The following is a 24,888-nucleotide window of genomic DNA, read 5'->3' as shown; positions in this document are numbered from 1 at the left end:
CTGTGGGCCATCGGCGCGCTGAGCTGCAGGCGCTCAGTGCGCCCGGCACACCTCGACCTTGGCCGCCGCATCGGACGGCGTCAGCTCGGCCTCGGTCGAGCAGCGCATGCCCAGGCGCTCCAGCAGCGCGCGGTCCTTCTCGGCCTGGGGGTTGCTGGTGGTCAGCAGCTTGTCGCCGTAGAACATCGAGTTCGCGCCGGCCAGGAAACAGAGGACCTGCATGGTCTCGGGCATTTCCTCGCGGCCGGCGGACAGGCGCACCATGGCGCGCGGCATCGTGATACGGGCCACCGCCACGGTGCGGATGAACTCCAGCGGGTCCAGCGGCGCGGTGCCGGCCAGCGGCGTGCCTTCGACCTGCACGAGGTTGTTGATGGGCACGCTCTCGGGATAGGGGGCGAGGTTGGCCAGCTGCACGATGAGGCCGGCGCGCTCGCGGCGCGTCTCGCCCATGCCGACGATGCCGCCCGAGCAGACCTTCATGCCCTGCTGGCGCACGCGGTCCAGCGTGTCCAGGCGGTCCTGATAGGTGCGCGTCGTGATGATCTGGCCGTAGAACTCGGGCGAGGTGTCGAGGTTGTGGTTGTAGTAGTCCAGGCCCGCGCTTTTCAGCTGCTCGGCCTGGCCGTCTTCCAGCATGCCGGCGGTCAGGCAGGTTTCCAGGCCCAGGGCCTTGACCTCGGAAATCATCTCGCCGATGGCTTCCAGGTGGCGCGGCTTGGGCGAGCGCCAGGCGGCGCCCATGCAGAAGCGCGTCGCGCCATTGGCCTTGGCGGCGCGGGCGGCTTCCATCACCTCTTGCAGCGGAATCAGCTTCTCGGCCTTCAGGCCGGTGTCGAAGTGGGCCGACTGCGGGCAGTAGGCGCAGTCCTCCTCGCAGCCGCCGGTCTTGATGGACAACAGCGTGGACAGCTGTACCGCGTTGGCGTCGAAGTGCTCGCGGTGCACGGTCTGCGCGCGGAACAGCAGGTCGTTGAAGGGCAGCTCGAACAGGGCCGCGACCTCGGCAACGGTCCAGGGCTTGGCCTGGCGGCGTTCGGCGTCGGTGGTGGGCGTGAGCGATTGGATCTGGTTGGGGTTCATGCGAGGAGGTGTCCGAGCAGGGGGGCTAGCGACAGATGGCGTGCCATCGTGGCGTGGTCGGCGTGGGCCAGGCGGGGCACATGGCCGAGGCAGGGGGCCTGCAGGCCCGATTGCAGAGCCTGCAGATTGTCGGTGACGTGGGGCTGGTGCTCGTCCACCGTGTTGGCCACCCAGGCGGCCAGCGTCAGGCCGCGGGCGCGCACGGCCTCGGCCGTCAGCAGCGCGTGGTTGATGCAACCCAGACGCAGGCCGACGACGAGGATGACGGGCAGGCCGAGGTCGGCGGCGAGGTCGGCCGTGTCCCAGTCGTCGTTCAGCGGCACGCGAAAGCCGCCGACGCCTTCGACGAGGGCCACGTCGGCGCGGCCGCCGACCCAGCGCAGCGCATGCAGCAGCGGCTCGCGGGCGATGGCCTCGTTCTCGATGCGGGCGGCGATGTGGGGCGCGCAGGCGGTGCGCAGCTGCAGTGCGCCGACCTCGGCGGACGTGAGGCCCATGTTGCCGGCGGCGAGCAGGCGCTCGACGTCGTCGTTGAGCCAGTGGCCGTCGACGAAGTCCAGGCCGGCCGAGATGGGCTTGAGCGCGGCGACGCGCCGGCCGCCCAGCGCAAAGGCATGCGCGAGGCCGGCCGTGACGGCGGTCTTGCCGATCTCGGTGTCGGTGCCGGTGATGAAGAAGCCCTTCATCATGCAGCCCGTTCCTGGGAAGCTGCGGCGCGCTCCAGCGCAATCAGCAGCGCATCGACGTCCGCCTCCGTGTGCGTGCCGCACAGCGTGATGCGCAGCCGCGCCGTGCCGGCGGCGACCGTGGGCGGGCGGATGCCCGGCACGCGCAGGCCGGCATGCTCCAGCGCTGCGGCCAGGGCCATCACTTCGGCATTGCCGCCGACGATCAGCGGCTGGATGGGCGTGGCGGCATCGGTCAGCGCCCAGCCCAGATGAGGGTGGCGGTTGATGAGGGCCATCAGGCCGTTGCGCAACTGGGCCTGGCGTGCGACGAGGTTGGCCCGGCGCGCGGCACCGACCGGGCCGTCGATCAGCGCGAAGCTGGTCAGCAGCGCATGCTCGACGGCCGGCGGCGAGGCGGTCGAGAAGATGAAGTTGCGCGCCGCCTGCAGCAGATAGTCCACGATGGTGGCGTGGGCCGCGACGAAGGCGCCCGCGAGGCCGGCGGCCTTGCCCAGCGTGCCGACGAGGATCAGGCGCTCGCTGCTCAGGCCTAAGTGCTCCAGCGAGCCGCGGCCCTTCTCGCCCAGCACGCCGAAGCCGTGGGCGTCATCGACGATGAGCCAGGCGTCGAACTCCTCGGCCAGCGCGAGCAGGCCGGGCAGGGGAGCCAGGTCGCCGTCCATGCTGAAGACGGCGTCGGTGACGATCAGCTTGATCTTGGCGGTGCTGGCGGCCAGCAGAGTGCGCAGGCCGGTCACGTCGGCGTGTGCATAGCGCGTGATGCGGGCCCTGGCCAGACGGGCCGCGTCGATCAGCGAGGCGTGGTTGAGCTGCTCCGAGAAGATCTCGGTGTGCTCGTCGCCCAGCGCCGTGACGACGGCGAGGTTGGCCATATAGCCGGTGCAGAAGCCGATGGCGCGGGCCTGCGGGATGTGCGGCGCAAACCAGGCCGCCAGCGTGTCGGCGACGGCCTCGTGCGCGGCGCTGTGGCCGCTGACCAGGGGCGAGGCGCCCGAGCCGCCGCCCCAGCGGCGTGCGCCTTCGGCCAGGGCCTCGGCAATCGCCGGCTCGGCGGCCAGGCCCAGATAGTCGTTGGAGCAGAACATCAGCAGCTCGCGGCCGTTGATGGTCTGGCGGGGCGCGGTGCCGGTATCGGCGCGGCGCAGGCTGCGCTTGAGGCTCTGCGCCGAGATGGCGTCGAGCTTGGCGTTCAGGTGTTCAAGCAAGGACATCGTTCAAGGTCGCCGTCACGGCCCCGGCCAGGAAGGCCGCGGTCGCGTCGTCGATCAGATAAGGGGGCATCAGGTAGACCGTCGATCCGATCGGGCGGATCAGCAGTTCGTGCTCGCGCGCCTTCAGGTGGAAGGCTTCCGCGAAGCGCGGTGGCGCTTCAGGCACATCGAAGGCGAGGATCATGCCGCGCTGGCGCAGATGACTGACTCGTGAGGACAAGGGCGCGAACGCACGGGTGAGGCGTTCGGCCTGGGCGCGGTTGGCGTCGAGCTGGCCGGCGTCGAAGCGGTCCAGCACGGCATTCGCCGCCGCGCAGGCCAGCGGGTTGCCGGTGTAGGAGTGCGAGTGCAGGAAGCCGCGCGTGACGTCCTCGCTCCAGAAGGCGGCGAACACGTCATCGGTCGTCAGCACCAGCGACAGGGCCATGGTGCCGCCGGTGATGCCTTTGCTCAGCAGCAGGAAGTCCGGCCAGTCGGCTTGGGACTGCTCCCACGCGAAGAAAGAGCCGGTGCGGCCGCAGCCCACGGCGATCTCATCGGCGATCAGGTGCACGCCGAACTCGCGCGTCAGCTCGCGCAGGCCCTTCAGATAGCCCGGCGAATACATGACCATGCCGGCCGCGCCCTGCACCAGGGGTTCGACGATGACGCAGGCGATGGAGGCGTACCGCTCGGCCAGCAGCGCGCGCATCGCGGCCAGGGCTTCGGCCTCGTTGCCCAACCGCCCGTCCGGCGAGGCCACGATGTGGCTGCGCAGCAGCAGCGGGTCGTAGGCGTCGCGGAAGACCTGCACGTCGGTCACGCTGAGCGCGCCCAGCGTCTCGCCGTGATAGCTGTTCTTCAGGCAGACGAACTCGCGCTTGTCCGCATGGCCGCGGTTCTTCCACGAATGGAAGCTCTGCTTCAACGCGATCTCGACGGCGCTGGCGCCATCGCTGCCGAAGAACACATGGCCCAGCGCGCCACCGGTGCGGGCCGACAGGCGCTCGGCCAGGCGCACCGCGGGCTCGTGCGTGCAGCCGGCCAGCATCACATGGGGCAGGGTGTCCAGTTGCGCCTTGATGGCGTCGTGCAGCGGCTTGTCGCTGTGGCCGAACAGGTTGACCCACCAGGACGAGTTGGCGTCGAAATAGCGATTGCCGTCGGTGTCGAACAGCCAGGGGCCTTCGCCGTGCGCAATGGGCAGGGGCGGCACGGCGTCCAGGCGAGCCATCTGCGTGCAGGGATGCCAGACGGCCTGGCGGCTGCGGTCTTGGAGGGAAGTCATGCGGGACGTCATGCAGGAGCTGAGCGTCGCACGCGGCGGAGCAGCGCGCGCAGGAAACGGAAGCAGAACCAGATCAGCGTGGCCATGACGGCGAGCGACAGCGCCAGCAGCGGGAAGAAGACGAAGGGATGCGCCCAGGCCAGCCACAGCATGGTCGGCACGGCCACGTCGCCCATCAGCGACAGGCCGATGTTGGAGAAGGGCTCGGGCGAGGTGTTGGCCGCTGCGCGCGTGCTGGCCTTGGCCGCATGGGCCGTGGCCGCGAGGCCGCCGCCCAGCAGCGCGGCCATGGCCGTCCAGGCCTCGCCATGGTCGCCGGCCCAGCCGCTCACCAGCCCGGCCACGAGGGCCGCACCAGCCGGGATGCGAATCAGCGTGTGCAGCGCGTCCCAGGCGCTGTCCACCAGCGGGATCTTGTCGGCCAGGAACTCGATCAGTGCGAGCACCGCCGCGCAGCCCATGACCAGCGGCGAGGCCAGCACCTGCAGGCCCGGCGGCAATGTGATCCAGCCCCAGTGCCCGGCAATGCCGACCAGCAGCACCGTCAGGTACAGGCGCAGGCCGCTGGCCCAGCCGAGGGCGGCGGCGAGGGCGAGCAGGTGGGCGGTGTCGAGATTCATCCCGGCAGCCAGGACGGCCTGGACTTGTTCAGGAAGCTCTGCACGCCCTCGCGCCCCTCGGCGCTGGCGCGGATGTCGGCGATGCGCCGCGCGGTGTCGTCGCGCAGCGCCAGCGTGATCTCGCGGGGGGCCACGTCCTTGACGAGTTTCTTGCAGGCGCGCACGGCAGCGGGGCCGTTGGCGGCGATGGCGGCAGCGAGCTCGTCGACCTTGGCGTCCAGCGCATCCGCCGCGACGACCTCATGCACCAGGCCCAGGCGCTTGGCCTCGTCGGCCGAAAAGCGCTCCGCCGTCACGAAATAGCGCCGCGAGGCCTGCTCGCCCAGGGCCTTGACGACATAGGGCCCGATGGTGGCCGGCAGCAGGCCCAGCTTGGCCTCGCTGAGGCAGAAGCCCGCTGTGTCTACCGCCACGACGATGTCCGCGCAGGCCACCAGGCCCACGCCGCCGGCGTAGACGTCGCCCTGCACGCGCACGATGACCGGCACCGGGCAGCTGTAGATCGCCCACAGCATGTCGGCCAGGCGGGTCGCGTCGGCATGGTTCTCGTCCCACGAGTAGGCGGCCATGGCCTTCATCCAGTTCAGGTCGGCACCGGCGCAGAAGGCCTTGCCCTCGGCGGCAAGCACGATGGCGCGCAGGTCATCGCGGGCGCCGAGTTCGGTGAAGGCCGCGGTCAGCTCGGCGATCAGGCCCTCGTTGAAGGCGTTGCGGACCTCGGGGCGGTTCAGCGTGACGCGGGCGACGGGGCCGGCGATGGCGAGATTCAGGGCGGGAGCGGTCATGGTCGTCAGTGCAGCGGGCGCAGCAGGCGCAGGCCGAAGTGGGTCTCGAAGGGAACGAAGTCGCGGTCGCGTTGCAGCAGGATCAAGTCGTGGTCGATGCAATAGGAGGCCAGCAGCACGTCGATGCTGCTGCGCACCGTGATGCCGGCTTCGCGCAGGCGGCGATAGCGTTGCGCGGCCCGTTCCGCCGCGGCGGGGTCGACGGCGCCTGTCATCTGCAAGGCCTGAAAGGCCGCGTGAGCCAGCCGCTGGGCGCGCTCGTGATGAAAGCCGCGCAGCACTTCGAACAGCACGAGGTCGGGCACGATGAGCTGGGACGGGCTGTTGCGCAGCAGCTCGCGCAAGGTGTCGCGCTCGATCGAGGGCAGGCCCTTGAAGTAGTCGATCCAGACGCTGCTGTCGGCGACGATCACCGCGCGCTCCTGCGGTCTGGTGTGCGCGCCGGCTTGGCAGCCGCCGGCCGGCGGGCGGTGGGTTTGGCGGCCGGTTTGGCGGCCGGTTTGGCGGCGCCGGCAGGCGGGGCCGTCGTCGACCAGTTGGCTTCACCGTTCAGCCGCTCCTCGCCCTCCCAGCCCCAGTCGAGCTTGCCTTCGAGCCTCAGGAGTTCGCGCACCGCCGCCTGCTTTTCCAGCATGCGCAGCCCGGCCTCGACGGCTTCCCGCTTCGTCTTGAACGGGCCGGCTGCCATTGCGGCGGCCATCAAGTCGTCGTCAATGTCGATGTTGGTGCGCATGGTGTGTACGAATGGTGATGTTCTTGTGTATTTTATGCGTTGCGGCTCAGGCAGCGAGCCGCTTGCTCATCAGCACCGACGCATAGGTCTTGCCCTGCCACTGCACGGCGCCCACCGTGACATAGCCGCGCCGCTCATAGCGGCGGCGCAGTGCGGCGGCGGGTTCGGCCGTGTCCAGCGCCAGCTGCGCAAATCCCTGACCGAGCGCCCAGGCCTCGGCGGCGTCCATCAGCCGCTCGCCCAGGCCCAGGCCGCGGCAGTCCGGGTGGACGGCGAGCTGGGCCAGGATGGCCGTACCGGGCGTCGTGTACAGCGGCGGTGGCGGGTCGGCGATGTAGGCCTCGCCGGCGGGCTTGGGGCCGCGCACGGCCACGGTGCCGACGATGCGGCCATCCAGCTCGGCGACGAAGCCCTGGGCGCCGGCCAGGCGCTCGCGCGTGACGTCCACACTCTGGTCCACGGCCGTGAAGTTCCAGCCCTGAGCGGCCAGGCTGGCGTAGGCGGCGTGCAGCAGCGCGGTGAGCGTCTCGAAGGAGTCGCCGGGTTGGAGGGGGCGAATCATCATCACATCCGGAACACGCCGAACTTGGTGTCGGGAATCGGCGCATTCAGCGATGCCGACAGCCCGAGCGCCAGCACGCGGCGCGTGTCGGCCGGGTCGATGACGCCGTCGTCCCACAGCCGCGCTGACGCGTAATAGGGGTGGCCCTGGTCCTCGTACTGCTGGCGGATCGGCGCCTTGAAGGCTTCTTCCTCGTCGGCGCTCCAACTGCCGCCCTTGGCCTCGATGCCATCGCGGCGGATCGTGCTCAGCACGCTGGCCGCCTGCTCGCCACCCATCACGGAGATGCGCGCGTTGGGCCACATCCACAGGAAGCGCGGGCTGTAGGCGCGGCCGCACATGCCGTAGTTGCCGGCGCCAAAAGAGCCGCCAATGATGACGGTGAACTTGGGCACCTGGGCGCAGGCCACCGCCGTCACCATCTTGGCGCCGGCGCGGGCGATGCCCTCGTTCTCGTATTTGCGGCCGACCATGAAGCCGGTGATGTTCTGCAGGAAGACCAGCGGCACCTTGCGCTGGCAGCACAGCTCGATGAAGTGGGCGCCCTTGTTGGCGCTTTCCGCGAACAGGATGCCGTTGTTGGCGACGATGCCCACCGGCATGCCCTCGATGTGGGCGAAGCCGCAGACCAGGGTCGTGCCGTAGCGGGCCTTGAACTCGTCGAACTCCGAGCCGTCGACGATGCGGGCGATGACCTCGCGCACGTCAAAGGGCTTGCGGGTGTCGGTCGGGATCACGCCGTGCAGCTCTGCGGGGTCGAAGGCGGGCGCTTTCGGCTGCTGCATTGCAAGCGGGTTGGCCTTGCTCCAGTTCAGCCGCGCGACCGAGTTGCGGGCGATGGCCAGTGCATGCGTGTCGTTGTTGGCGAGATGGTCGGCAACGCCGGAAAGGCGGGTGTGCACGTCGCCGCCGCCCAGGTCCTCGGCCGTGACGACTTCGCCGGTGGCCGCCTTCACGAGCGGCGGGCCGCCCAGGAAGATGGTGCCCTGGTTCTTCACGATGATGGTCTCGTCGCTCATCGCCGGCACATAGGCGCCGCCGGCCGTGCACGAGCCCATCACGACGGCGATCTGCGGGATGCCTTCGGCGCTCAGGTTGGCCTGGTTGAAGAAGATGCGGCCGAAGTGGTCGCGGTCGGGGAAGACCTCGTCCTGGTTGGGCAGGTTGGCGCCGCCGCTGTCCACGAGGTAGATGCAGGGCAAGCGGTTCTGCTGGGCGATCTCCTGCGCGCGCAGATGCTTCTTGACGGTGATGGGATAGTAGGTGCCGCCCTTCACGGTGGCGTCGTTGCACACCACCATGCACTCCACGCCCGCCACGCGGCCGATGCCGGCCACGACGCCGCCGCCCGGGGCCGCGTTGTCATACATGTTCAGGCCGGCCAGCGGGGCCAGTTCGAGGAAGGGCGTGCCCGGGTCCAGCAGCATCTCGACGCGGTCGCGCGGCAGCAGCTTGCCGCGCGCCGTGTGCTTGGCGCGCGCGGCCTCGCCGCCGCCCTGGGCGATCCGGCCCAGGCGCGCGTTCAGGTCGTCGATGAGGCCGTGCATCGCGTCGGCATTGGCCTTGAAATCGGCGGAGCGGGGGTTGAGCTGGGTGGTCAGGACCGGCATGGAGTCTCCCGGCGAGGGCCGCTTAAGCGACACTCAATTTATGAATGGGCGGCCTCGTGAGCCGCATGAGGTGCGTCAGGATAATCCAGGGTGAACACGGATGCAATGGCGACTTGAGTGTGACTCAATAATTGCGCAGAATACGCTCGATGAGCCCTGCAGCCACCGCCGCCCCGCAACGCCGATCCCCCGCCGGCCCCAAGGCCGAGCAGCGCGTGCGCGACATCCTGCGCATCGGCCGCGAGGTGTTCGCCGAGCGCGGCTACGAGGGCGCGACGACCACCGAGATCGCCCAGCGCCTGGGCATCTCCGAAGCGACTATCTTCACCTACTTCCGCGCCAAGCGCGAGCTCTGCCAGCGGGTCATTCAGGACTGGTACGACGAGAACATCGCGGCCATGGAAGCCGGGCTGCCGCGCGCCGCGCCGGTGCGCGAGCAGCTGGAATACCTCGTGCTGATGAACCTGCGGGTCTTCCTCGTCCAGGGCACGGGGATCTGCGCGCTGGTGCTGTCGGAGGGCCGGGCCAAGGGCCAGGACCTCGACCTGGGTGAAGGCCTCGTCGAACTGCAGCGCCGCTATACCGCGCCGTTGATGGAGTTGCTGGCGCGTGGCCAGGAGGCCGGCGAGGTGCGGCGCGACATCCCGCTGCGCCTGCTGCGCTCGCTGGTTTTCGGGCCGATCGAGCAGATGCTGTGGGAGGTCGTCATCACCGGCCGCCAGATCGACGTGGAGGCCAGCGCCCGCGATCTCGTCGCGCTGCTGTGGCCGGCCCTGCAAGCGCCCGGCCAGGAACTGCAGCGGCTGCGCCGGCTGCGTTCCCAGTTGCAGGACGCCATGGCCGCTAGCGCGTGACCGACTGCACCAGCACCGTCTCGCAGACCTTGAACAGCAGCCAGGCCGCCATCGCCGCGACGGTGGTGGCCGCCAGCTCCAGCAGCTGACGCAGGCCGCCGTCCATCAGGCCCTGCCAGCCGTTCTCGGACAGAAAGGCCGCGTTCGCGCCGACGACGCGCACCAGGTCCAGCGTCAGCAGCCCGAAGGCGATGAAGCCCAGCACCATCAGGCCGAAGCAGGCGAGCGGGTGGCGGCGAAGCCAGCCGACAAAGCGAGAAATCGCTGACATCAAGCCCTCCTCTTTCGGTTCGGCATTCTCGGGCAGTCGCTAGGATGAGCCTCCCTGCGGAGGAGGTGGGCGTGGCGATGAACCGACTGAGAGTCTGGCTGACGGCGATGCTGTGCTTGGGGGCGGGCGCACTGCACGCGGAGCCCGATGGCGCGGACCTGGACTGGCGCTATCGCATCGCGGCCGGCGACACGCTGATCTCGCTGACCGACGCCTGGCTGGCGCCGCCCCGGACCCGGCGCGACCTGCAGAAGCTCAACCACGTGGCCGACCCGCTGCATCTCAGGCCCGGCGCGACGCTGCGCATGCCGGTGGCCTGGCTGAGGCGCGAGGCCAGCGTGGCCGAGGCCGTCTTCGTGAAGGGTGACGTGAAGCGCCAGCGCGGCGGCACCGACGAGGCCCTCGCCACCGGCGCGACGCTGCAAGGCGGCGACCGCATCCGCACCGGCGCCCAGGCCAGCGCCAGCCTGCGCTTCGCCGACGGCTCGCGCCTGCTGGTGCCGCCCGAGAGCGAGGTCACGCTGGAGCAGCTCCTCGTGCTCGGCCGCGGCGCCATCCCCGCCGTCACGCTGAACCTGGGCAAGGGCGGCGCGGACAACCATGTCGTGCCCAATGTCCAGCGCGTGCCGCTGTACGAACTGCGCACGCCCCACGTCAACCTCGGCGTGCGCGGCACCGAGTTCCGCGTGCAGACGGCCGGCGCGCAGAGTCGCATGCAGGTGCTGAGTGGCGCGGTGCATGCCGACGGCCTCGGCCCCAATGTCGCCAGCGGCCAGGGCCTGCTGGCCGAAGGCTCGGCGCGCAGCGTCGCGCCGCTGCTGCCGGCGCCCGACCTGACCACGCTGCCGCGCACCGCCGAGCGCCTGCCGCTGCGCCTGGCCTGGACAGCGTCGCCGGCCGGCGCCGTGGCCTGGCGCGCCCAGCTCTACGCCAAGGGCGACTTCGAACGCCTGCTGCTGGACGCGCGCGTGACCGAGCCCGTGGCCGCCTGGCCCGAGGCACGCGAGCTGCCCGATGGCGACTACACGCTGCGCCTGCGCGGCATCGACGTCCGTGGCCAGGAAGGCGCCGCGGCGGATGCCGAGATCCATCTGCAGGCCCGCCCCGAGCCGCCCTTCATCCAGGCGCCGGCCGACGGCGCCGTCAGCTACAGCGGCGGCATCAACCTGGCCTGGAGCCGCAACACGGCAGCGCCCGGCGTGCGCCTCCAGATCGCGCGCGATGCCGGCTTCAAGGACCTGGCCCTGCAGCCGCCCATCGACGCGGCGGGCTACGACGCGAAATTGCCGGATGGCCTCTACCACTGGCGCATCGCCGCCGTCGAGGCGAACGGCCATGCCGGCCCCTTCGGCGACCCGCAGCGCTTCGAGATCAAGCCGCCGCCGCCCGCGCCGCCGCCGGCCGAGCCGCGGGTGGACGGCGACCAGCTCCGGCTGCGCTGGCGCGCGGACGAGGGCGTCGCGCGCTACGAGCTGGAGTGGGCGAAGACCGAGGCCTTCGACGGCGCCGACGTGCAGCGCTTCTCGACCGACAAGCCCGAGCTCGTGATGCCCAAGCCTTCGCCCGGCAAGTACTTCCTGCGTGCGCGGGCCTTCAACGCCGCGGGTGCGGCCAGCCCCTGGGGGCAGACGCAGATGATCGAGCAGCCCTACCCGCGCTGGCTCTGGCTGCTGCCGCTCGTGCTGGTGCCGCTGCTCTGATGCGCTGGCCCGGGCTCGCCCTGCCCGGAGCGCTCGTGCTCTGGGCTCTGCTGAGCCTGCTGGGCGTGCAGCCGCGGGTCGACCGGGTCTTGGGCGACGCCCTCGTGCGCGCCGCGGCGCCCGCGCCGGCCGCCGAGCCCGGCAGCGTCATCGTCGACATCGACGACGCCTCGCTGCGAGCGCTGCGCGAGCCGCTGGGCGAGTGGCCGTACTCGCGCGAGGTCTATGCGCTGATGCTGGACTATCTGCGCCAGGCCGGAGCCCGCCTCGTCGTCATCGACATCGTCTTCGCCGGCCCGCGCGAGGGCGACGCCCGCTTCGCCGAGGCCCTTGCCGGCAACCTGCCGACGGTGCTGGCCGCGGCTGGCCTCGCGCCGCAGCAGCGCGCCGGCGTCGAGCTGGCCGGGGCCACGCCGCCCGAAGCGGCGGCGCTGCGGCGCGTGGGCGCCGCGCCGGCCGGCCTTTCCTGGGCCGGGCTGACGGCGCCGTCCGACCCGCTGCTGGACGCCCTGACCCTGCCCGGCAGCCTGGGCCTCATCTCGGTCGCGCTGGACGACGACGGCCTGCTGCGCCAGCTGCCCCTGCTGCACCAGGTGCGGGGCCGCGGCCTGCCCAGCCTGGCCCTGGCCGCGCGGCTGCGGGCCGACGGCGCCACCGGCTGGCGCGTCGAGGCCGGCGAGCTGGTCGCCGGTGCGCGCCGCTGGCCGGTGGACGAACAGGGCCGGCTGCGCCTGCGCCTGCCGCTGAACGGTGGCGAGCTGGCGCGCATTTCCTGGCAGCGCCTGATGCGGGCGGCCCTGGGCGAGGTCGACGATACCGGGCTGGCCAGGCAACTGGCCGGCCGCAGCGTGTTTGTCGGCAGCAGCGCCTTTTTTGCGGACGAGGTCATGACACCCCAGGGCCGGCTCAGCGGCATGGCGCTGAACGCCGCCGTGTTCGAGGCCCTGGGCGCCGAGCCCGGCCTCGTGCTGCGCGACCGCGGCGCGCCGGCCTGGGCCCTGGGCGCGCTGCTGCTGGCCTGCGCCGCGCTGCCTTTGGGCTTCAGGCGCCAGGCGCCCGTGGCGGTGCTCGCGCTGGCGCTGATCCTGCTGGTCGCCTGGGCCGCCACGCGGGCCGGCTGGCTGGCCACCGTCGCGCCGGCGCTGTATGCGCTGTGCCTGGTGCTGCTGGCCTCGGCGCTGGAGCAGCGCCGCCGGGCCCTGACGCGGGAGCGCGAGCTGACCCGCGAGCGCGAGCTCGCCGAGGCCCGCAGCCGCGCCAAGACCGAGCTGCTGGCCCAGGTCAGCCATGAGATGCGCACGCCGATGAACGCCGTGCTGGGCTTTTCCGACATCCTGGCCCGCTCGCCGCTCAAGCCCGACCAGGCCCACTACGTCGAAGTGCTGGGCCACGCCGGCCGCCAGGTCTTCGCGTTGATCAACGACCTGCTGGACAACGCCCGCATCGAGAGCGGTAGGCTCGAGCTGGTCGCCCACGCCTTCAACCTCGTCGACCTGGTCGAACTGCAGCTCGAGCTGCTGCGCGAGCGCGCCCAGAGCCAGGGCCTGTGGCTGCGCCTGTTCGCGCGCCCCGAGGCCACAGGCTGGGTGCTGGGCGACCCGCAGCGCGTGGCGCAGATCGTCAACAACCTCGTCGGCAACGCGATCAAGTTCACGAAGGCCGGCGGCGTGACGGTGGAGCTGTCGCGCGATGCCGCCGGCCTGGTCGCCCTGAGCGTGAAGGACACCGGCATCGGCATCGCGCCCGAGCGGCTGGAGCGCATCTTCCAGCCCTTTGCGCAGGCCGACGCCAGCATCGAACGCGAGTTCGGCGGCACCGGCCTGGGCCTGTCAATCACGCGCAGCCTCGCGCGGCTGATGGGCGGCGAGGTCGGCGTGCGCAGCCGCCCGGGCGAGGGCAGCCGCTTCGAGGTGACGCTGGACCTGCCCGATACCCCCGCGCCGCAGGCCGACCTGGCCCCGCCGCGCGCCGAGCGCGTCGCGCCGGGCCGGCCGCTGGCGCTGCTGCTGGCCGAGGACAACGACGTCAACGTGCTCGTCATCGAGGGCATGCTGCAGCCGCTGGGCCACCGCATTACACGCGTGCGCGACGGCGAGCAGGCCCTGGCCGCGCTGCGCAGCCAGGACTTCGACCTCGTGCTGATGGACATGCTGATGCCGGTGCTGGACGGGCTCGCGGCCACGCGCCGCTGGCGGGCCATCGAGTCCTCCGAAGGGCGGCCGCGCATGCCCATCGTCGCGCTGACGGCCAATGCCTTCGACACCGACGTGCAGCAGTCCCTGCAGGCCGGCTGCGATGCCCATCTGACCAAGCCGCTCAGCCTGGCCGCGCTGCTGCAGGCCCTGGCCAAGTACGCCAAAGCCTGAGTGAATTGCATGGATAGAGCTTCTGGCTAGAGTCGCCGGCTTCCACCCCAGGAGGCTCTCATGATCAACCTGAACGTCAATGGTCGCGCCGTCGCGCTGGACGCCGACCCCGACATGCCCCTGCTGTGGGCGGTGCGCGAGGAGCTGCAGCTGACCGGCGCCAAGTTCGGCTGCGGCGCGGCCCAGTGCGGCGCCTGCACGATGCATGTGGCCGGCACGCCGGTGCGCAGCTGCATGATGCCGGTCTCCGCCGTGGCCGGCGCCCAGGTCACGACCATCGAGGGCCTTGCCGGCGACAAGGTCGGCCAGGCCGTGCAGGCCGCCTGGGTCGAGCATGACGTGGCGCAGTGCGGCTACTGCCAGAGCGGCCAGGTCATGAGCGCCGTCGCCCTGCTGCGCGGCAACAAAAAGCCCACCGACGCGCAGATCGACGCGGCCATGGCCGGCAACCTCTGCCGCTGTGGCACCTACACCCGCATCCGCGCCGCCATCCACGCGGCCGCGGCCAAGCTCGCTTGAGGAGGCTGTCATGCTGAACCCGCAACGCATCGATCAAATAGTGAGCGGTCGCGGCCTGAGCCGCCGCGCCTTCGTCACCACCACCGTCGGCGGCGCCGTCGGCCTGGCGCTCCTTCCCGGTATCGCCGTGGCGCAGGACGCCAAGGCCAGGCCCGGCTCCAGGCCGACCGAGCAGCCGCTGGCCTTCGTCAACATCGCGAAAGACGGCACGACCACCATCCTGTGCAACCGCATGGACATGGGCCAGGGCATCGAGACCGGCTTGGCCATGATCTGCGCCGAGGAGCTGGACGCCGATTGGTCCCAGGTCCGCACCGGCTTCGGCGACCAGAAGGGCGAGTACGTCGACCCGCTGTTCGGCATCCACCTGACCGGCGGCTCCAACTCGGTGAAGAACAGCTACCAGCAGTACCGCGAGCTCGGCGCGCGTGCCAAGGCCATGCTGGTCGCGGCCGCGGCCCAGAGCTGGGGCATGCCGGCTTCGTCGCTGAAGGCCGAGAACGGCGTCATCAGCGGCGGCGGCAGGAGTGCCGGCTATGGTGAGTTCTTCGACGCGGCGATGAAGCTGCCGGTGCCCGAGGCCGTCACGCTGAAGGACCCGAAGAGCTTCAGGCGCATCGGCCAGCCGACGACGCTGACCGTGGCCAAGGCCAAGAGCACCGGCACCCAGGCCTATGGCATGGACGTGCAGCTGCCCGGCATGGTGGTGGCCGTCATCCAGCGCCCGCCGGTCTTCAACGGCAAGGTCGCGAAGCTCGACAGCAGCGAGGCGCTGAAGGTCAAGGGCGTCAAGGCCGTGCTGCCGGTGACGCTGGACCGCGGCGGCCAGGGCGTGGCCGTCGTCGCCAGCGGCTACTGGGCCGCCAAGAAGGGCCGCGATGCGCTGAAGATAGCCTGGGACCTGGCCGGCACGCCCAAGCCCGACACGGCGGCGCTGACGGCCCAGTACCTGGCGCTGGCCAGGACGCCCGGCACGCCGGCACCCAAGCCCGAGCTGCAAGCCGACGCCAGCGCCTGGAGCAAGGCGCCGAAGAAGATCGTCGCGGACTTCGTCTTCCCCTACCTCAACCACGCCCAGATGGAGCCGCTGGCCTGCACGGTGGACCTGAAGGCCGACCGCTGCGATTTCTACTACGCGTCCCAGATGCCCGGCATCGACGCGATGAACCTGGCCAAGGCCGTGGGCCTGAAGCCCGAGCAGGTGCAGATCCACGTGCTGATGGCCGGCGGCGGCTTCGGCCGCCGCGCGACGCCCGCGACCGAATGGCCGCGCGAGGCGGCGGCTGTGGCCGTGGCCCTCGCCCAGGCGGGCCAGCCCATGCCGGTCAAGGTGATCTGGAGCCGCGAGGACGACATGAAGGCCGGCTACTACCGGCCCATGACCGTGCACCGTGCCGAGATCGGCTTCGACGCCGCCGGCAAGGTCGTCGGCTGGCAGCACCGCATCGTCAGCCAGAGCATCCTGAAGGGCTCGCCGCTGGAAGGCTTCGGCTACCAGAAGGGCGTGGACGGCACCAGCATCGAGGGCATGCGCGAGCCCTACGAGCTGCCGATGAACCTCAGCGTCCACCATCCCGACGTCAACGTGCCGGTGCTGTGGTGGCGCTCGGTGGGCTCGACGCACACGGCCTATGTCATGGAGACGCTGGTGGACGAGATCGCGTTCGCGACGCAGCAGGACCCGGTCGCCTATCGCATGAAGCTGATGGAGGGCAACGCCAAGGCCGAGCGCCACCGCCAGGCCCTGCAGGCCGCCGTCGACAAGAGTGGCTATGGCAAGCGCAAGCTCAAGGCCGGTCAGGCCTGGGGTGTGGCCCTGCACGAGAGCTTCGAGTCCGTCGTCGCCTACGTCGTCGTCGCCAGCCTGAAGGGCAAGGGCAAGGACCGCCGGCCGGTGCTGGAGGAGGTGCATGCCGGCGTGCACTGCAACCTCTGCGTGAACCCGCGCGCGGTCGAGACCCAGGTGCAGGGCGCGGCCATCATGGCGCTGGGCACGACGATGCCGACCCACCGCATCACGTTCAAGGACGGCGTGGTGGAGCAGGGCAACTTCCAGGACGTGGCCATGCCGCGCATGCCGGACGCGCCCAAGGTGATGACCGTCAGCATCGTGCCCAGCAACGACCCGCCCAAGGGCATGGGCGAGCCGGGCCTGCCGGCGCTGGCGCCGGCACTCGCCAATGCGGTGGCCCGGCTGACAGGCCAGCGCCAGCGCGAGCTGCCCTTCCGCTTCGCCTGAGCTTCAGGCCGGCGTTGCCGGGGCCGGCGGGTAGCCGGCCTCGGTCAGCGCCGCAGCCAGGGCCTCGCGGGGCAGGGCGCTGCCCACCTCGGCCGTCCTGGCCTCGCGGTCGACCTGGATCTCAGCCTGGGCGTCGGCGGTCTTCAGGGCCTCGGTGATGGCCGCGACGCAATGGCCGCAGCTCATGTCGGGCAGGGTGAAGCGGTGCTGCATCGTGGGATCGCTGTTTCGAGTCGGGCAGGCCGTCATCCTATGACGGGCAAGTTGCCCATGCGTCCTGGCATCATGGCCGTCTCATTGCCATGAGGGGCTCCATGAAGATCATCGCCTTGAGCGGCGCGCTGCGTCGCGCCTCCTACAACACGGCCCTGCTGCGTGCCGCCGCCGGCATGGCGCCCGCGGGAGTCAGCATCGAGCTGCGCACGCTGCATGGCATCCCGCTGTACGACGGCGACGTCGAGGCCCAGGGCATCCCCGAGGCGGTCACCACGCTGCGCGAGGCCATCCGTGCGGCGGATGCGCTGCTGATCGGCACGCCCGAGTACAACAACGGCATCCCCGGCGTGCTGAAGAACGGGCTTGACTGGCTGTCGCGCCCCAGCGGCGAGGGCACGAAGCTGTTCGGCGGCAAGCCCACCGGCCTGGTCGGCGCGACGCCCGGCGGTTTCGGCACCGTGCAGTCGCAGGATGCGCTGCTGTCGGTGCTGCGGGCCTTCGGCTGCGACTTCTGGATGGCCGGACGGCTGATGGTGTCGCGGGCCGGCACGGTCTTCGATGCCGACGGCCATCTCGTCGACGACAGAGTGCGCGAGCAACTTGGCCAGTTCGTGCAGGGCTTTGTCGGCTTTGTCGGCAGGAGGTCGTCATGAGCGTCTTCGTCGAGCGCATCGAGAGCCACGTCAGCGATGTCGGCGGCCTGCCCATCCAGCGCTCGCTGCCGAACAAGGGGCGCCGCACGGTTGGCGCCTGGTGCTTCGCCGACCATGCCGGCCCGGCCACGCTGCCGCGCGACAAGCGCATGAACGTCGGCCCGCATCCGCACACGGGGCTGGCCACCTTCAGCTGGATGATCGAAGGCGAGATCCGGCACCGCGACAGCCTGGGCTCGGAGCAGGTGCTGCGTGCCGGCGAGGTCAACCTGATGACGGCCGGCCACGGCATCTCGCACAGCGAGGAGTCGCTGTCCGACCGCATCCACCTCGCGCAGCTGTGGATCGCGCTGCCCGATGCCGAACGCGAGAGGGCTCCGAGCTTCCAGCATTTCCCCGACCTGCCGCGGGCCGCGCTGGGCGAGGGCTGGGACGCGACCGTGCTGGTCGGCGAACTCGCCGGCCGGCGCTCGCCGGTGCCCAGCTTCACGCCGCTGCTGGGCGTGGACCTGGCGGCCACCGGGCCGGCCTGCGCGACGCTGGCGCTGGATGCCCGCTTCGAGCACGGCTTCATGCTGCTCGAGGGCGAGGTGGATGTGAGCCCGGCCGGCCACGATGCGGTCGAGACCGTCAGGCCGGGCACGCTGCTCTACGTCGGCGCGGGTTGCGAGGCGGTCGAGCTGCGCTGCGCGGCGGCCACGCGCCTGCTGCTGCTCGGCGGCGAGCCCTGGGCCCAGCCGCCGTTGCTGTGGTGGAACTTCGTCGGCCGCGAGCCGGCCGAGATGCAGGCCTGGGCGGCCGACTGGGCGCGCGAGGATGGCGGCCGCTTCGGCGTCGTCAAGGGCTATGTCGGCCCGCGCATCCCGGTGCCGCCGGTGCCGGCGCTCAGAAAGCCTTAGCCCGCCCGCGCGCTCTGCACCAGCGCCGCTATCCGCGGCGTTGCGTTCACCGCCACCAGTTCGATCTGCGGATGGGCCCTGGCGAACACGCGGAACAGCTCGTCCGTGAAGCCGTGGCCCACGTCGGTCACGCCGTCGAAGTCGATCTCCGCGCGCTTGAAGGTCGTCAGCCGCGAGCCGACGCGGCGGGCGGCGGCGCGCGAGTCCAGGGCCTGGCCTTCGCCGGCCAGCAGGCGCAGCTGCACGCGCGTCTGGTCGAAGGCTATGCCGTCACCGGCGATGCTCCAGGCCGCCATGACGCCGTCCAGCGTGCGCGTCGTGTTCAGCGCGATGGCCATATAGATGCTGCTGCCCTGGCGCGGCAGTGCGCGGCCCTTCTTCCAGCCGCTGCTCTCCCAGGCGCGGCGCTGGTAGGCGGTGTTGTTGGCGTGGATGTCGAACACGTCGGCCAGCTGGCTGCTGAAGAACAGGCCGCGGCCGGTGTGGGCGTCGGGCGCGCTGGTCAGGCGGCCCTTGCTGAGCTCCAGCATCGCGTGCTGGCTGTCCTCGAGCTGGAAGGCGGTGCAGATCTTGTCGAACACGCCACAGCCGTCGTCGCTGACCAGCAACTGCACATGCGTGGGCGTCTGGCGCAGCGACACGGTGACGCTGCTGCCGCCGGAGTGGTCGGCCGCGTTGTTGACCAGCTCGGTGAAGCCGTGCTGCACCATGCGTTCGACGTGTTTGGGCAGCGCGAAATGGGGTGCGAAGTCGCGCTGCCAGGGCAGGTCTTCCTGCAGCCCGTAGAGGGTGTAGCTGCGCGCCACCTGGCGCAGGCTGCCGGGGGCGAATACCGGGCGGCGGCCGGTGCCGCTGCGGGCCAGCCAGCCGGCGTCGACCAGGCGTTTCAGCGCCGACAGCACGGCGCGGTGGCTGGCGCCGGTGCGCTCCTCGACATGGGCCACCAGGTCGTGCGAATGCTCGCTGGCCGCGGCGGTGATCCAGTTGATGAGGTGGTCGAAGACGAGGCGCGTCATGGCCGGGCATTGTGGTGGCTACTCTCATCCATGGGGGTGGGGCATGCCCGCGACTCCATAGAATCCCCACTCAGTTACGACGCGGTTACCAACTACGGTTGGCGTCGCAGTCGGCCCAGATTTCTCAACTCCACCGGGGAATTCCCATGCCTCTCGTCTCCATGCGCCAGTTGCTGGACCACGCCGCCGAAAACGGCTACGGCATCCCAGCCTTCAACGTCAACAACCTGGAGCAGGTGCAGGCCGTCATGGCCGCGGCCGACGAGGTCGGTGCACCCGTCATCCTGCAGGCCTCGGCCGGCGCCCGCAAATATGCCGGCGAGCCCTTCATCAAGCACCTGATCCAGGCCGCGGCCGAGATGTACCCGCACATCCCCCTGGTCATGCACCAGGACCACGGCACCAGCCCCAAGGTCTGCGCCGGCGCCATCGACCTGGGCTTCGGCTCGGTCATGATGGACGGCTCGCTGATGGAAGACGGCAAGACGCCGTCCTCCTTCGACTACAACATGGACGTGACCCGCCGCGTTGTCGAGATGGCGCACAAGGTCGGCGTCACCGTCGAGGGCGAGCTGGGCTGCCTGGGCAACCTCGAGACCGGCGACGCCGGCGAGGAAGACGGCATCGGCGCCGAGGGCAAGCTGGACCACAGCCAGATGCTGACCGACCCCGAGGAGGCCGCCGTCTTCGTGAAAGCCACCCAGCTCGACGCGCTGGCCATCGCCATCGGCACCAGCCACGGCGCCTACAAGTTCAGCCGCAAGCCCACGGGCGACATCCTGGCCATCGGCCGCGTGAAGGAAATCCACGCGCGCATCCCCAACACCCACCTCGTCATGCACGGCTCGTCCAGCGTGCCGCAGGACCTGCTGGCCATCATCAATCAGTACGGCGGCAAGATGAAGGAGACCTTCGGCGTGCCGGTCGAGGAGATCCAGGAAGCCATCAAGCATGGCGTGCGCAAGATCAACATCGACACCGACATCCGCCTCGCGATGACGGGCGCGGTGCGCAAGTTCCTGGCCGAGAACCCCGACAAGTTCGACGCCCGCGAATGGCTCAAGCCCGCCCGCGAGGCCGCCAAGGCCATCTGCAAGCAGCGCTATATGGAGTTCGGCTGCGAAGGCCAGGCCGCCAAGATCAAGGCGCGCACGCTGGTCGACATCGCCGGCGCCTACGCGCGCGGCGAGCTGGCGCAAAAGGTTCAGTGACCCGTCACTGCTTCACCTACGGCTCGCTGATGTGGGCCGACATCATGGCCCGCGTCTGCGGCCGCGTTCGTCAGCGAGCCCGCCTCGCTGGCGGGCCACGCGCGCCATCCGGTGCGCGGCCAGGATTACCCTGGCCTGGTGGTGGCGCCGGGCGGCATGGTGAGCGGGTGCCTCTACCGTGATGTCGACGCCGACGCTCTGGCGCGCCTGGATGCCTTCGAGGGCCGGGAGTACGAGCGTGTGCGCGTCGAGGTGATGCTGGACGGTGGCGGCGCCGTGGCCGCCTGGGTCTACCGCTTCCGCCCGGAGTTCGCCGCCCGACTGCTGCCCGGCGACTGGGACCCGACGCCTTCGCACGCGAAGGCCATGCACGCTTCAGTGCCCGCTACGTCGGCTTCGACGTGCTGAGCGCCGGCAATAAGCCCCATTGACGGCCGGGTCATCCCACGCAGCGGGATCACAATCGCCCGGCTAACTCTGCTGTCGTGGGGTTGGGGAGCGTGCAATGGACGAGCTGACCGGAGTCGTCGCGCGGGCGGGCTTTCTGCCGCACGGCTACTGCTTCCAGTGGTCGCCGGGCCTGCTGTGGAGCATGGTGGGGGCCGACCTGGCTACCGCCCTGGCCTATTTCTCCATCCCCCTCGTCATCGCGAGCTATGCGCGCCAGCGCCCGCAGGTCAATCTCGGCAGCCTGGCGACGCTGTTCGCCATTTTCATCTTCGCCTGCGGCATCACCCATGTGCTGGACGTCTGGACGATCTGGCGCCCCGACTACGGGCTGCAGACCTCGGCCAAGGTCTTCACCGCGCTGGCCTCGGTGCTGACGGCCGGCGTCGCCTGGCGGCTGATGCCCAAGCTGCTGGCCCTGCCCTCGGCGGAGGAGATGCGTGTCGCCAACGAGGCTCTGCGCCGCGAGATGGACCGCCGCCACAGCGCCGAGGACCATCTGCTCGAAGCCGAGCAGAACCTGGCCGCGACGCTGGCGAGCATCGATGCCGGCTTCCTCTCGACCGACGAGGCAGGCCGCGTCAAGCGACTGAACCCCGTCGCGGAGCACATCACCGGCTGGCCGGCCGCCGAGGCCCTGGGCCGCTCGGTCTGGGAGGTTTTCGTGCGCGACGGCGCGCCGGCCGACCCCGGCAGCCCCATCGAGCTGCTGCGCGAACGCGAGCGCGACGGTGCCTTCCGCCGCCAGGCCGTCTGCATCGGCCGCGATGGCACGGCACGGCCCATCGAGGTGCATGCCGAGCTGACCCGGCATGCCGACGGCCGCGTGCGTGGCGTCGCCATCGTCTTCCGTGACGTCGGCCGGCTGACCGAGGCCGAGGCCGAGGTGCGCCGGCTGGCCGCCGTCGTCGAGTCCTCGGCCGACGCCATCATCGTCAAGTCCCTCGACGGGCGGATCACGAACTGGAACGCCGCCGCCGAGCGCATGTTCGGCTACACGGCCGCGCAGGCCGTCGGCCAGCCGGTGCAGATGCTGGTACCGCCCGAGCGCGAGGCCGAGGAGGCCCGCATCCGCGCCGAGCTGGCCCGCGGGCAGCAGGTGCCGCCGCAGCGCACCGTGCGCGTCGCCAGCGATGGGCGGCGCATCGAGGTCTCGGTGCAGTTCTCGCTGCTGCGCGACGCGGCCGGCCGCGTCATCGGCGCCGTCAAGTCGGCGCGCGACCTGACCCATCAGCGGCAGATCGAAGCCGCGCTGCGCCAGAGCGAGGCGCGGCTGCGCTTCGCCCTCGAGTCCGCCGCCATCGGCGACTGGGAGATGGAGCTGGAGGGCGGCCGCATCCACCGCTCGCGCCGCTACGACCAGTGCTTCGGCCTGCCCGACGCCGGCGGCGACTGGGACCGCGAGCGCCTGCTCGCCGCCGTGCATGCCGACGACCGCGCGATGGTCGAGGCCGCGCTGAACGCGCTGCAGACCCGCACCGAAGGCCATCTGCCCTGGCATGCCGAGTTCCGCGTCGCCTGGCCCGACGACAGCATGCACTGGCTGCGACTGGACGCCCGCGTCACGGGCGACGACGCCGGCAGCCCGCGGCTGGTGGGCATCGTCGCCGACGTGACCGCGATGCGCACCGCCGAACAGGCCCGCCAGCAGGCCATCTGGCTGGCCGCCGAGAACCGCCGCGTGCAGGAGAGCAGCCGGCTCAAGAGCCTGTTCCTGGCCAATATGTCGCACGAGCTGCGCACGCCGCTGAACGCCGTCATCGGCTTCGCCGACCTGCTGACGATCGGCGCCCACCCGCCGGACCCGGTGCGCGAGCGCGAATGGCTGCAGCACATCGCCAGCAGCGGCCGCCATCTGCTGAACATGATCAACGACGTGCTCGACCTGTCCAAGATCGAGGCCGGCAAGATGGACTTCCATCCCGAGCCCGTCGCGCTGCCGGCCCTGGTCGACGACGTGATGGCCACCGTGGCCGTGCTGGCCGGGCAGCGCGGCCTGAGCCTGACGACGGTCATCGCGCCCGAGCTGCGCGACCTCGTGCTCGACCCCGCGCGGCTCAGGCAGGTGCTGCTGAACTACCTGTCCAACGCGATCAAGTTCACGCCCGCCGGCGGCCGAGTCGAGCTGCGCATGCTGGGCGAAGGCCCGCGGCTGTGGCGGCTGGAGGTCGAGGACAGCGGCATCGGCATCGCGTCCGAGCGCCTGGACCAGCTCTTCGTCGAGTTCCAGCAGCTCGACGACGGGCTGACCAAGCGCCACCAGGGCACGGGCCTGGGACTGGCGCTGACGCGCCGCCTCGTCAAGGCCCAGGGGGGGCGCGTCGGCGTCTACAGCGAGGCCGGCCGCGGCAGCTGCTTCTACGCGGTGCTGCCGCGCCGCCCCGGCGATGCCGATGTCGACGCGCCCGGCCCGCAGCAGCTCGTCGCGCTCGGCGACCACCCGCTGCGCGACGGCCTGGCCCGCGAGCTGGCCCAGGCCGGCGTCAATGCCGACACGGCCGCGACGGCCGCCGAGATGCTGCGCCTGGCGCGCGAGCGCCGCTACACCGAGCTGGCCATCGACCTGGCCCTGCCCGACTCGCCCGGCCTGGCCACGCTGGCCGCACTGCGCACCGGCGGGCCGTCCATGCATGCCGCCGTGAAGGCGCTGGCCCTCAACGCGCCCGCGGGCGCTGGCGTCGCCTTCCCGGTGTCCGACGTGCTGGCCAAGCCCCTGCGCCGCGCCGCGCTGGCGCGCGCCCTGGTGCCGCTGCGCCAGCGCTTCGGGCCCGGGCGGCCGGTGCTCGTCGTCGACGACGAGGCCGCGGCGCGCGAGCTGATGTGCGCGGCCCTGCTCGGCCACGGCATCGAGGCCATCGCCGTGGCCGGCGGCGCCGAGGCCCTGCAGGCCCTGCCGGCGCTGCGGCCCGCCGCCGTCGTGCTCGACCTGATGATGCCCGGCGTCGACGGCTTCCAGGTGCTGCACGAACTGCGCCGCGACCCGCGCTGGGCCGAACTGCCCGTCATCGTCTGGACCTCGCTGATCCTGAGCGCCGAGGACATCCAGGCGCTCGCCCGCTCGGCCGCCGCACTCGATGGCCGCCGCGAGCCCCGGCCCGAGGTGCGCGACGCGCTGCTGCGCGCCGCCCGCCAGGACCGCCGCGGCCGGCGCCAGACGGTGGAGGGCGAAGCATGAGCCTTGCACGCGCCCTGGTCGTCGACGACCACCAGCTCAACCTCGACCTGGCGCGCTATGTGCTGGAGGCCGATGGATTCATCGTCGACGAGGCCCTGCATGCCGACGCGGCCTGGGCCAGCCTGCGCGCCTGCCGGCCGGACGTCGTGCTCGTCGACATCCAGCTGCCCGGCACCGACGGCTTGACCCTCGTACGGGCCATCAAGGCCACGCCCGGCCTGGCCGACATCCCCTGCATTGCCTTCACGGCCTATGCGATGCAGGGCGACGAGCAGCGCTTTCGCGCCGCCGGCTGCGATGGCTATCTGGTCAAGCCCATCGACGTGCGCAGCTTCGCGGCCTGCGTGCGCAGCCACCTGGCCAACTGAGCGGCGCCTCGCGGTGCCGGCGATTTGACGTGCGTCAAACACCCGCGAAAGCGCGGGCTCTAATATTCATGCATTCTGTATGCATATTTAGGAGCCCAGGCGATGAGCAAGCCACCCACCCCGGTCGATCTGCGCGGCCTTGCCGCCGAATCCAGGCCGGACCGCGTCCACGGCATCCTGCTGGGACTGAGCCCCGGTGACGTCGCCGAGCTGATCGACGACCGCGATCCCAACCCCATGCTGATGCAGCTGCTGCGCGAGTCGCCCAACTCCTTCACATGGGATGCCGGCCCGGCAGGCGACGGCGTCTGGCGCGCGCGGCTTGCACGCGCCGCGGCCGGCGGGCACGGCGAAGGCCGTTGCTGCGGCTCCTGCGGCGGCCATTGACCCGCAC

The 24,888-nt window shown here is 71.1% G+C and carries 24 protein-coding genes and 1 pseudogene; 12 read left to right on the top strand and 13 right to left on the bottom strand.

Features of this window, described 5'->3' with window-relative positions; all coding sequences use genetic code 11:
• Window positions 1–33: 33 nt before the first annotated feature.
• From bioB to EV671_RS12355, 10 genes are read right to left on the bottom strand one after another with little or no spacing between them, the layout of a single operon-like run.
• Complete coding sequence (bioB, locus tag EV671_RS12400) at window positions 34–1,083, bottom strand: biotin synthase BioB (RefSeq protein ID WP_132571687.1); 1,050 nt, start codon at window positions 1,081–1,083, stop codon at window positions 34–36.
• Entirely contained in the window at window positions 1,080–1,772 is a 693-nt protein-coding gene (bioD, locus tag EV671_RS12395) for a dethiobiotin synthase (RefSeq protein ID WP_243655701.1), read from the bottom strand. The genes bioB and bioD overlap by 4 nt, the downstream gene beginning before the upstream one ends.
• Window positions 1,769–2,983, bottom strand: a complete 1,215-nt coding sequence (locus EV671_RS12390; RefSeq protein ID WP_132571685.1) for an 8-amino-7-oxononanoate synthase — start codon at window positions 2,981–2,983, stop codon at window positions 1,769–1,771. Before EV671_RS12390 ends, bioD begins: the two co-directional genes overlap by 4 nt.
• Window positions 2,970–4,250, bottom strand: a complete 1,281-nt coding sequence (gene bioA, locus EV671_RS12385; protein ID WP_243655700.1) for an adenosylmethionine--8-amino-7-oxononanoate transaminase — start codon at window positions 4,248–4,250, stop codon at window positions 2,970–2,972. The genes EV671_RS12390 and bioA overlap by 14 nt, the downstream gene beginning before the upstream one ends.
• 8 nt (window positions 4,251–4,258) lie before the next feature.
• On the bottom strand, window positions 4,259–4,870 hold the full coding sequence (locus EV671_RS12380; protein WP_132571682.1) for a DUF4126 domain-containing protein: 612 nt from the start codon (window positions 4,868–4,870) through the stop codon (window positions 4,259–4,261).
• Window positions 4,867–5,655 carry an enoyl-CoA hydratase/isomerase family protein gene (locus EV671_RS12375; RefSeq protein WP_132571681.1) on the bottom strand — a complete coding sequence of 263 codons (789 nt, stop codon included), beginning with the start codon at window positions 5,653–5,655 and terminating at the stop codon, window positions 4,867–4,869. The genes EV671_RS12380 and EV671_RS12375 overlap by 4 nt, the downstream gene beginning before the upstream one ends.
• A 5-nt stretch (window positions 5,656–5,660) precedes the next feature.
• Window positions 5,661–6,068, bottom strand: a complete 408-nt coding sequence (vapC, locus tag EV671_RS12370) for a type II toxin-antitoxin system VapC family toxin (protein WP_132571680.1) — start codon at window positions 6,066–6,068, stop codon at window positions 5,661–5,663.
• Window positions 6,065–6,388, bottom strand: coding sequence for a type II toxin-antitoxin system VapB family antitoxin (locus EV671_RS12365; protein ID WP_132571679.1), 324 nt, complete (start codon window positions 6,386–6,388; stop codon window positions 6,065–6,067). The genes vapC and EV671_RS12365 overlap by 4 nt, the downstream gene beginning before the upstream one ends.
• 46 nt (window positions 6,389–6,434) lie before the next feature.
• Entirely contained in the window at window positions 6,435–6,950 is a 516-nt protein-coding gene (locus EV671_RS12360; protein WP_243655699.1) for a GNAT family N-acetyltransferase, read from the bottom strand.
• A gap of 2 nt (window positions 6,951–6,952) precedes the next feature.
• Window positions 6,953–8,560: a carboxyl transferase domain-containing protein gene (locus tag EV671_RS12355; RefSeq protein WP_132571677.1), complete on the bottom strand. Its 1,608-nt coding sequence runs from the start codon at window positions 8,558–8,560 to the stop codon at window positions 6,953–6,955.
• 149 nt (window positions 8,561–8,709) lie between these two features.
• Here EV671_RS12355 and EV671_RS12350 point away from each other — a divergent pair, with 149 nt between their 5' ends.
• Complete coding sequence (locus EV671_RS12350; protein WP_132571675.1) at window positions 8,710–9,414, top strand: TetR/AcrR family transcriptional regulator; 705 nt, start codon at window positions 8,710–8,712, stop codon at window positions 9,412–9,414.
• Here the strand turns inward: EV671_RS12350 and EV671_RS12345 are convergent.
• A complete protein-coding gene (locus EV671_RS12345) occupies window positions 9,404–9,685 on the bottom strand; it encodes a DUF2501 domain-containing protein (RefSeq protein WP_132571673.1) in 282 nt (93 codons plus the stop codon). The genes EV671_RS12350 and EV671_RS12345 overlap by 11 nt on opposite strands.
• Before the next feature lie 77 nt (window positions 9,686–9,762).
• Here EV671_RS12345 and EV671_RS12340 point away from each other — a divergent pair, with 77 nt between their 5' ends.
• From EV671_RS12340 to EV671_RS12325, 4 genes are read left to right on the top strand one after another with little or no spacing between them, the layout of a single operon-like run.
• The gene (locus EV671_RS12340) at window positions 9,763–11,385 is read left to right on the top strand and encodes a FecR family protein (RefSeq protein ID WP_165917545.1); all 1,623 of its coding nucleotides are present in this window, start codon (window positions 9,763–9,765) and stop codon (window positions 11,383–11,385) included.
• Window positions 11,385–13,751: a hybrid sensor histidine kinase/response regulator gene (locus EV671_RS12335; RefSeq protein WP_132571669.1), complete on the top strand. Its 2,367-nt coding sequence runs from the start codon at window positions 11,385–11,387 to the stop codon at window positions 13,749–13,751. Before EV671_RS12340 ends, EV671_RS12335 begins: the two co-directional genes overlap by 1 nt.
• 60 nt (window positions 13,752–13,811) lie before the next feature.
• Entirely contained in the window at window positions 13,812–14,270 is a 459-nt protein-coding gene (locus tag EV671_RS12330; protein WP_132571667.1) for a (2Fe-2S)-binding protein, read from the top strand.
• A gap of 10 nt (window positions 14,271–14,280) precedes the next feature.
• Window positions 14,281–16,509: a xanthine dehydrogenase family protein molybdopterin-binding subunit gene (locus EV671_RS12325; protein ID WP_132571665.1), complete on the top strand. Its 2,229-nt coding sequence runs from the start codon at window positions 14,281–14,283 to the stop codon at window positions 16,507–16,509.
• A 3-nt stretch (window positions 16,510–16,512) separates the two neighbouring features.
• Here the strand turns inward: EV671_RS12325 and EV671_RS12320 are convergent, their stop codons facing one another.
• A complete protein-coding gene (locus EV671_RS12320) occupies window positions 16,513–16,722 on the bottom strand; it encodes a heavy-metal-associated domain-containing protein (RefSeq protein WP_132571663.1) in 210 nt (69 codons plus the stop codon).
• 101 nt (window positions 16,723–16,823) lie between these two features.
• Between EV671_RS12320 and EV671_RS12315 the strand changes: the two genes are divergently transcribed.
• Together EV671_RS12315 and EV671_RS12310 are read left to right on the top strand one after the other, a co-directional pair.
• Window positions 16,824–17,378: an NADPH-dependent FMN reductase gene (locus EV671_RS12315; protein ID WP_132571661.1), complete on the top strand. Its 555-nt coding sequence runs from the start codon at window positions 16,824–16,826 to the stop codon at window positions 17,376–17,378.
• Window positions 17,375–18,277: a pirin family protein gene (locus tag EV671_RS12310; RefSeq protein WP_132571659.1), complete on the top strand. Its 903-nt coding sequence runs from the start codon at window positions 17,375–17,377 to the stop codon at window positions 18,275–18,277. The genes EV671_RS12315 and EV671_RS12310 overlap by 4 nt, the downstream gene beginning before the upstream one ends.
• Here the strand turns inward: EV671_RS12310 and EV671_RS12305 are convergent.
• Window positions 18,274–19,293, bottom strand: a complete 1,020-nt coding sequence (locus EV671_RS12305; RefSeq protein WP_132571657.1) for an STAS-like domain-containing protein — start codon at window positions 19,291–19,293, stop codon at window positions 18,274–18,276. The genes EV671_RS12310 and EV671_RS12305 overlap by 4 nt on opposite strands.
• Window positions 19,294–19,439: 146 nt before the next feature.
• On the opposite strand from EV671_RS12305, the gene fba reads away from it, so the two are divergent.
• From fba to EV671_RS12280, 5 genes and pseudogenes are all read left to right on the top strand, one after another.
• The gene (gene fba, locus EV671_RS12300) at window positions 19,440–20,504 is read left to right on the top strand and encodes a class II fructose-bisphosphate aldolase (RefSeq protein WP_132571655.1); all 1,065 of its coding nucleotides are present in this window, start codon (window positions 19,440–19,442) and stop codon (window positions 20,502–20,504) included.
• 75 nt (window positions 20,505–20,579) lie between these two features.
• Window positions 20,580–20,912: pseudogene (locus tag EV671_RS12295) on the top strand (gamma-glutamylcyclotransferase family protein); the annotation flags it as partial.
• Window positions 20,913–21,009: 97 nt separating this feature from the next.
• Window positions 21,010–24,126 carry a PAS domain S-box protein gene (locus tag EV671_RS12290; protein ID WP_132571653.1) on the top strand — a complete coding sequence of 1,039 codons (3,117 nt, stop codon included), beginning with the start codon at window positions 21,010–21,012 and terminating at the stop codon, window positions 24,124–24,126.
• Complete coding sequence (locus EV671_RS12285; RefSeq protein WP_132571651.1) at window positions 24,123–24,494, top strand: response regulator; 372 nt, start codon at window positions 24,123–24,125, stop codon at window positions 24,492–24,494. The genes EV671_RS12290 and EV671_RS12285 overlap by 4 nt, the downstream gene beginning before the upstream one ends.
• Window positions 24,495–24,596: 102 nt before the next feature.
• Window positions 24,597–24,881 carry a DUF2249 domain-containing protein gene (locus EV671_RS12280; RefSeq protein ID WP_132571649.1) on the top strand — a complete coding sequence of 95 codons (285 nt, stop codon included), beginning with the start codon at window positions 24,597–24,599 and terminating at the stop codon, window positions 24,879–24,881.
• Window positions 24,882–24,888: the final 7 nt, after the last annotated feature.

This window comes from Roseateles saccharophilus (assembly GCF_004342485.1).
Taxonomy (GTDB): Bacteria; Pseudomonadota; Gammaproteobacteria; order Burkholderiales; family Burkholderiaceae_C; genus Pelomonas; species Pelomonas saccharophila.
Note: the sequence above shows the minus strand (reverse complement) of the source record. Positions and strands in the feature narration are given on the sequence as shown.

Coding starts and splice junctions, on each gene's coding strand:
- bioB (WP_132571687.1), bottom strand. CDS start 1,083: ATGAACCCCAACCAGATCCAATCGCTCACGCCCACCACCGACGCCGAA.
- bioD (WP_243655701.1), bottom strand. CDS start 1,772: ATGATGAAGGGCTTCTTCATCACCGGCACCGACACCGAGATCGGCAAG.
- EV671_RS12390 (WP_132571685.1), bottom strand. CDS start 2,983: ATGTCCTTGCTTGAACACCTGAACGCCAAGCTCGACGCCATCTCGGCG.
- bioA (WP_243655700.1), bottom strand. CDS start 4,250: ATGACTTCCCTCCAAGACCGCAGCCGCCAGGCCGTCTGGCATCCCTGC.
- EV671_RS12380 (WP_132571682.1), bottom strand. CDS start 4,870: ATGAATCTCGACACCGCCCACCTGCTCGCCCTCGCCGCCGCCCTCGGC.
- EV671_RS12375 (WP_132571681.1), bottom strand. CDS start 5,655: ATGACCGCTCCCGCCCTGAATCTCGCCATCGCCGGCCCCGTCGCCCGC.
- EV671_RS12365 (WP_132571679.1), bottom strand. CDS start 6,388: ATGCGCACCAACATCGACATTGACGACGACTTGATGGCCGCCGCAATG.
- EV671_RS12360 (WP_243655699.1), bottom strand. CDS start 6,950: ATGATTCGCCCCCTCCAACCCGGCGACTCCTTCGAGACGCTCACCGCG.
- EV671_RS12355 (WP_132571677.1), bottom strand. CDS start 8,560: ATGCCGGTCCTGACCACCCAGCTCAACCCCCGCTCCGCCGATTTCAAG.
- EV671_RS12350 (WP_132571675.1), top strand. CDS start 8,710: ATGAGCCCTGCAGCCACCGCCGCCCCGCAACGCCGATCCCCCGCCGGC.
- EV671_RS12345 (WP_132571673.1), bottom strand. CDS start 9,685: ATGTCAGCGATTTCTCGCTTTGTCGGCTGGCTTCGCCGCCACCCGCTC.
- EV671_RS12340 (WP_165917545.1), top strand. CDS start 9,763: ATGAACCGACTGAGAGTCTGGCTGACGGCGATGCTGTGCTTGGGGGCG.
- EV671_RS12335 (WP_132571669.1), top strand. CDS start 11,385: ATGCGCTGGCCCGGGCTCGCCCTGCCCGGAGCGCTCGTGCTCTGGGCT.
- EV671_RS12330 (WP_132571667.1), top strand. CDS start 13,812: ATGATCAACCTGAACGTCAATGGTCGCGCCGTCGCGCTGGACGCCGAC.
- EV671_RS12325 (WP_132571665.1), top strand. CDS start 14,281: ATGCTGAACCCGCAACGCATCGATCAAATAGTGAGCGGTCGCGGCCTG.
- EV671_RS12320 (WP_132571663.1), bottom strand. CDS start 16,722: ATGCAGCACCGCTTCACCCTGCCCGACATGAGCTGCGGCCATTGCGTC.
- EV671_RS12315 (WP_132571661.1), top strand. CDS start 16,824: ATGAAGATCATCGCCTTGAGCGGCGCGCTGCGTCGCGCCTCCTACAAC.
- EV671_RS12310 (WP_132571659.1), top strand. CDS start 17,375: ATGAGCGTCTTCGTCGAGCGCATCGAGAGCCACGTCAGCGATGTCGGC.
- EV671_RS12305 (WP_132571657.1), bottom strand. CDS start 19,293: ATGACGCGCCTCGTCTTCGACCACCTCATCAACTGGATCACCGCCGCG.
- fba (WP_132571655.1), top strand. CDS start 19,440: ATGCCTCTCGTCTCCATGCGCCAGTTGCTGGACCACGCCGCCGAAAAC.
- EV671_RS12290 (WP_132571653.1), top strand. CDS start 21,010: ATGGACGAGCTGACCGGAGTCGTCGCGCGGGCGGGCTTTCTGCCGCAC.
- EV671_RS12285 (WP_132571651.1), top strand. CDS start 24,123: ATGAGCCTTGCACGCGCCCTGGTCGTCGACGACCACCAGCTCAACCTC.
- EV671_RS12280 (WP_132571649.1), top strand. CDS start 24,597: ATGAGCAAGCCACCCACCCCGGTCGATCTGCGCGGCCTTGCCGCCGAA.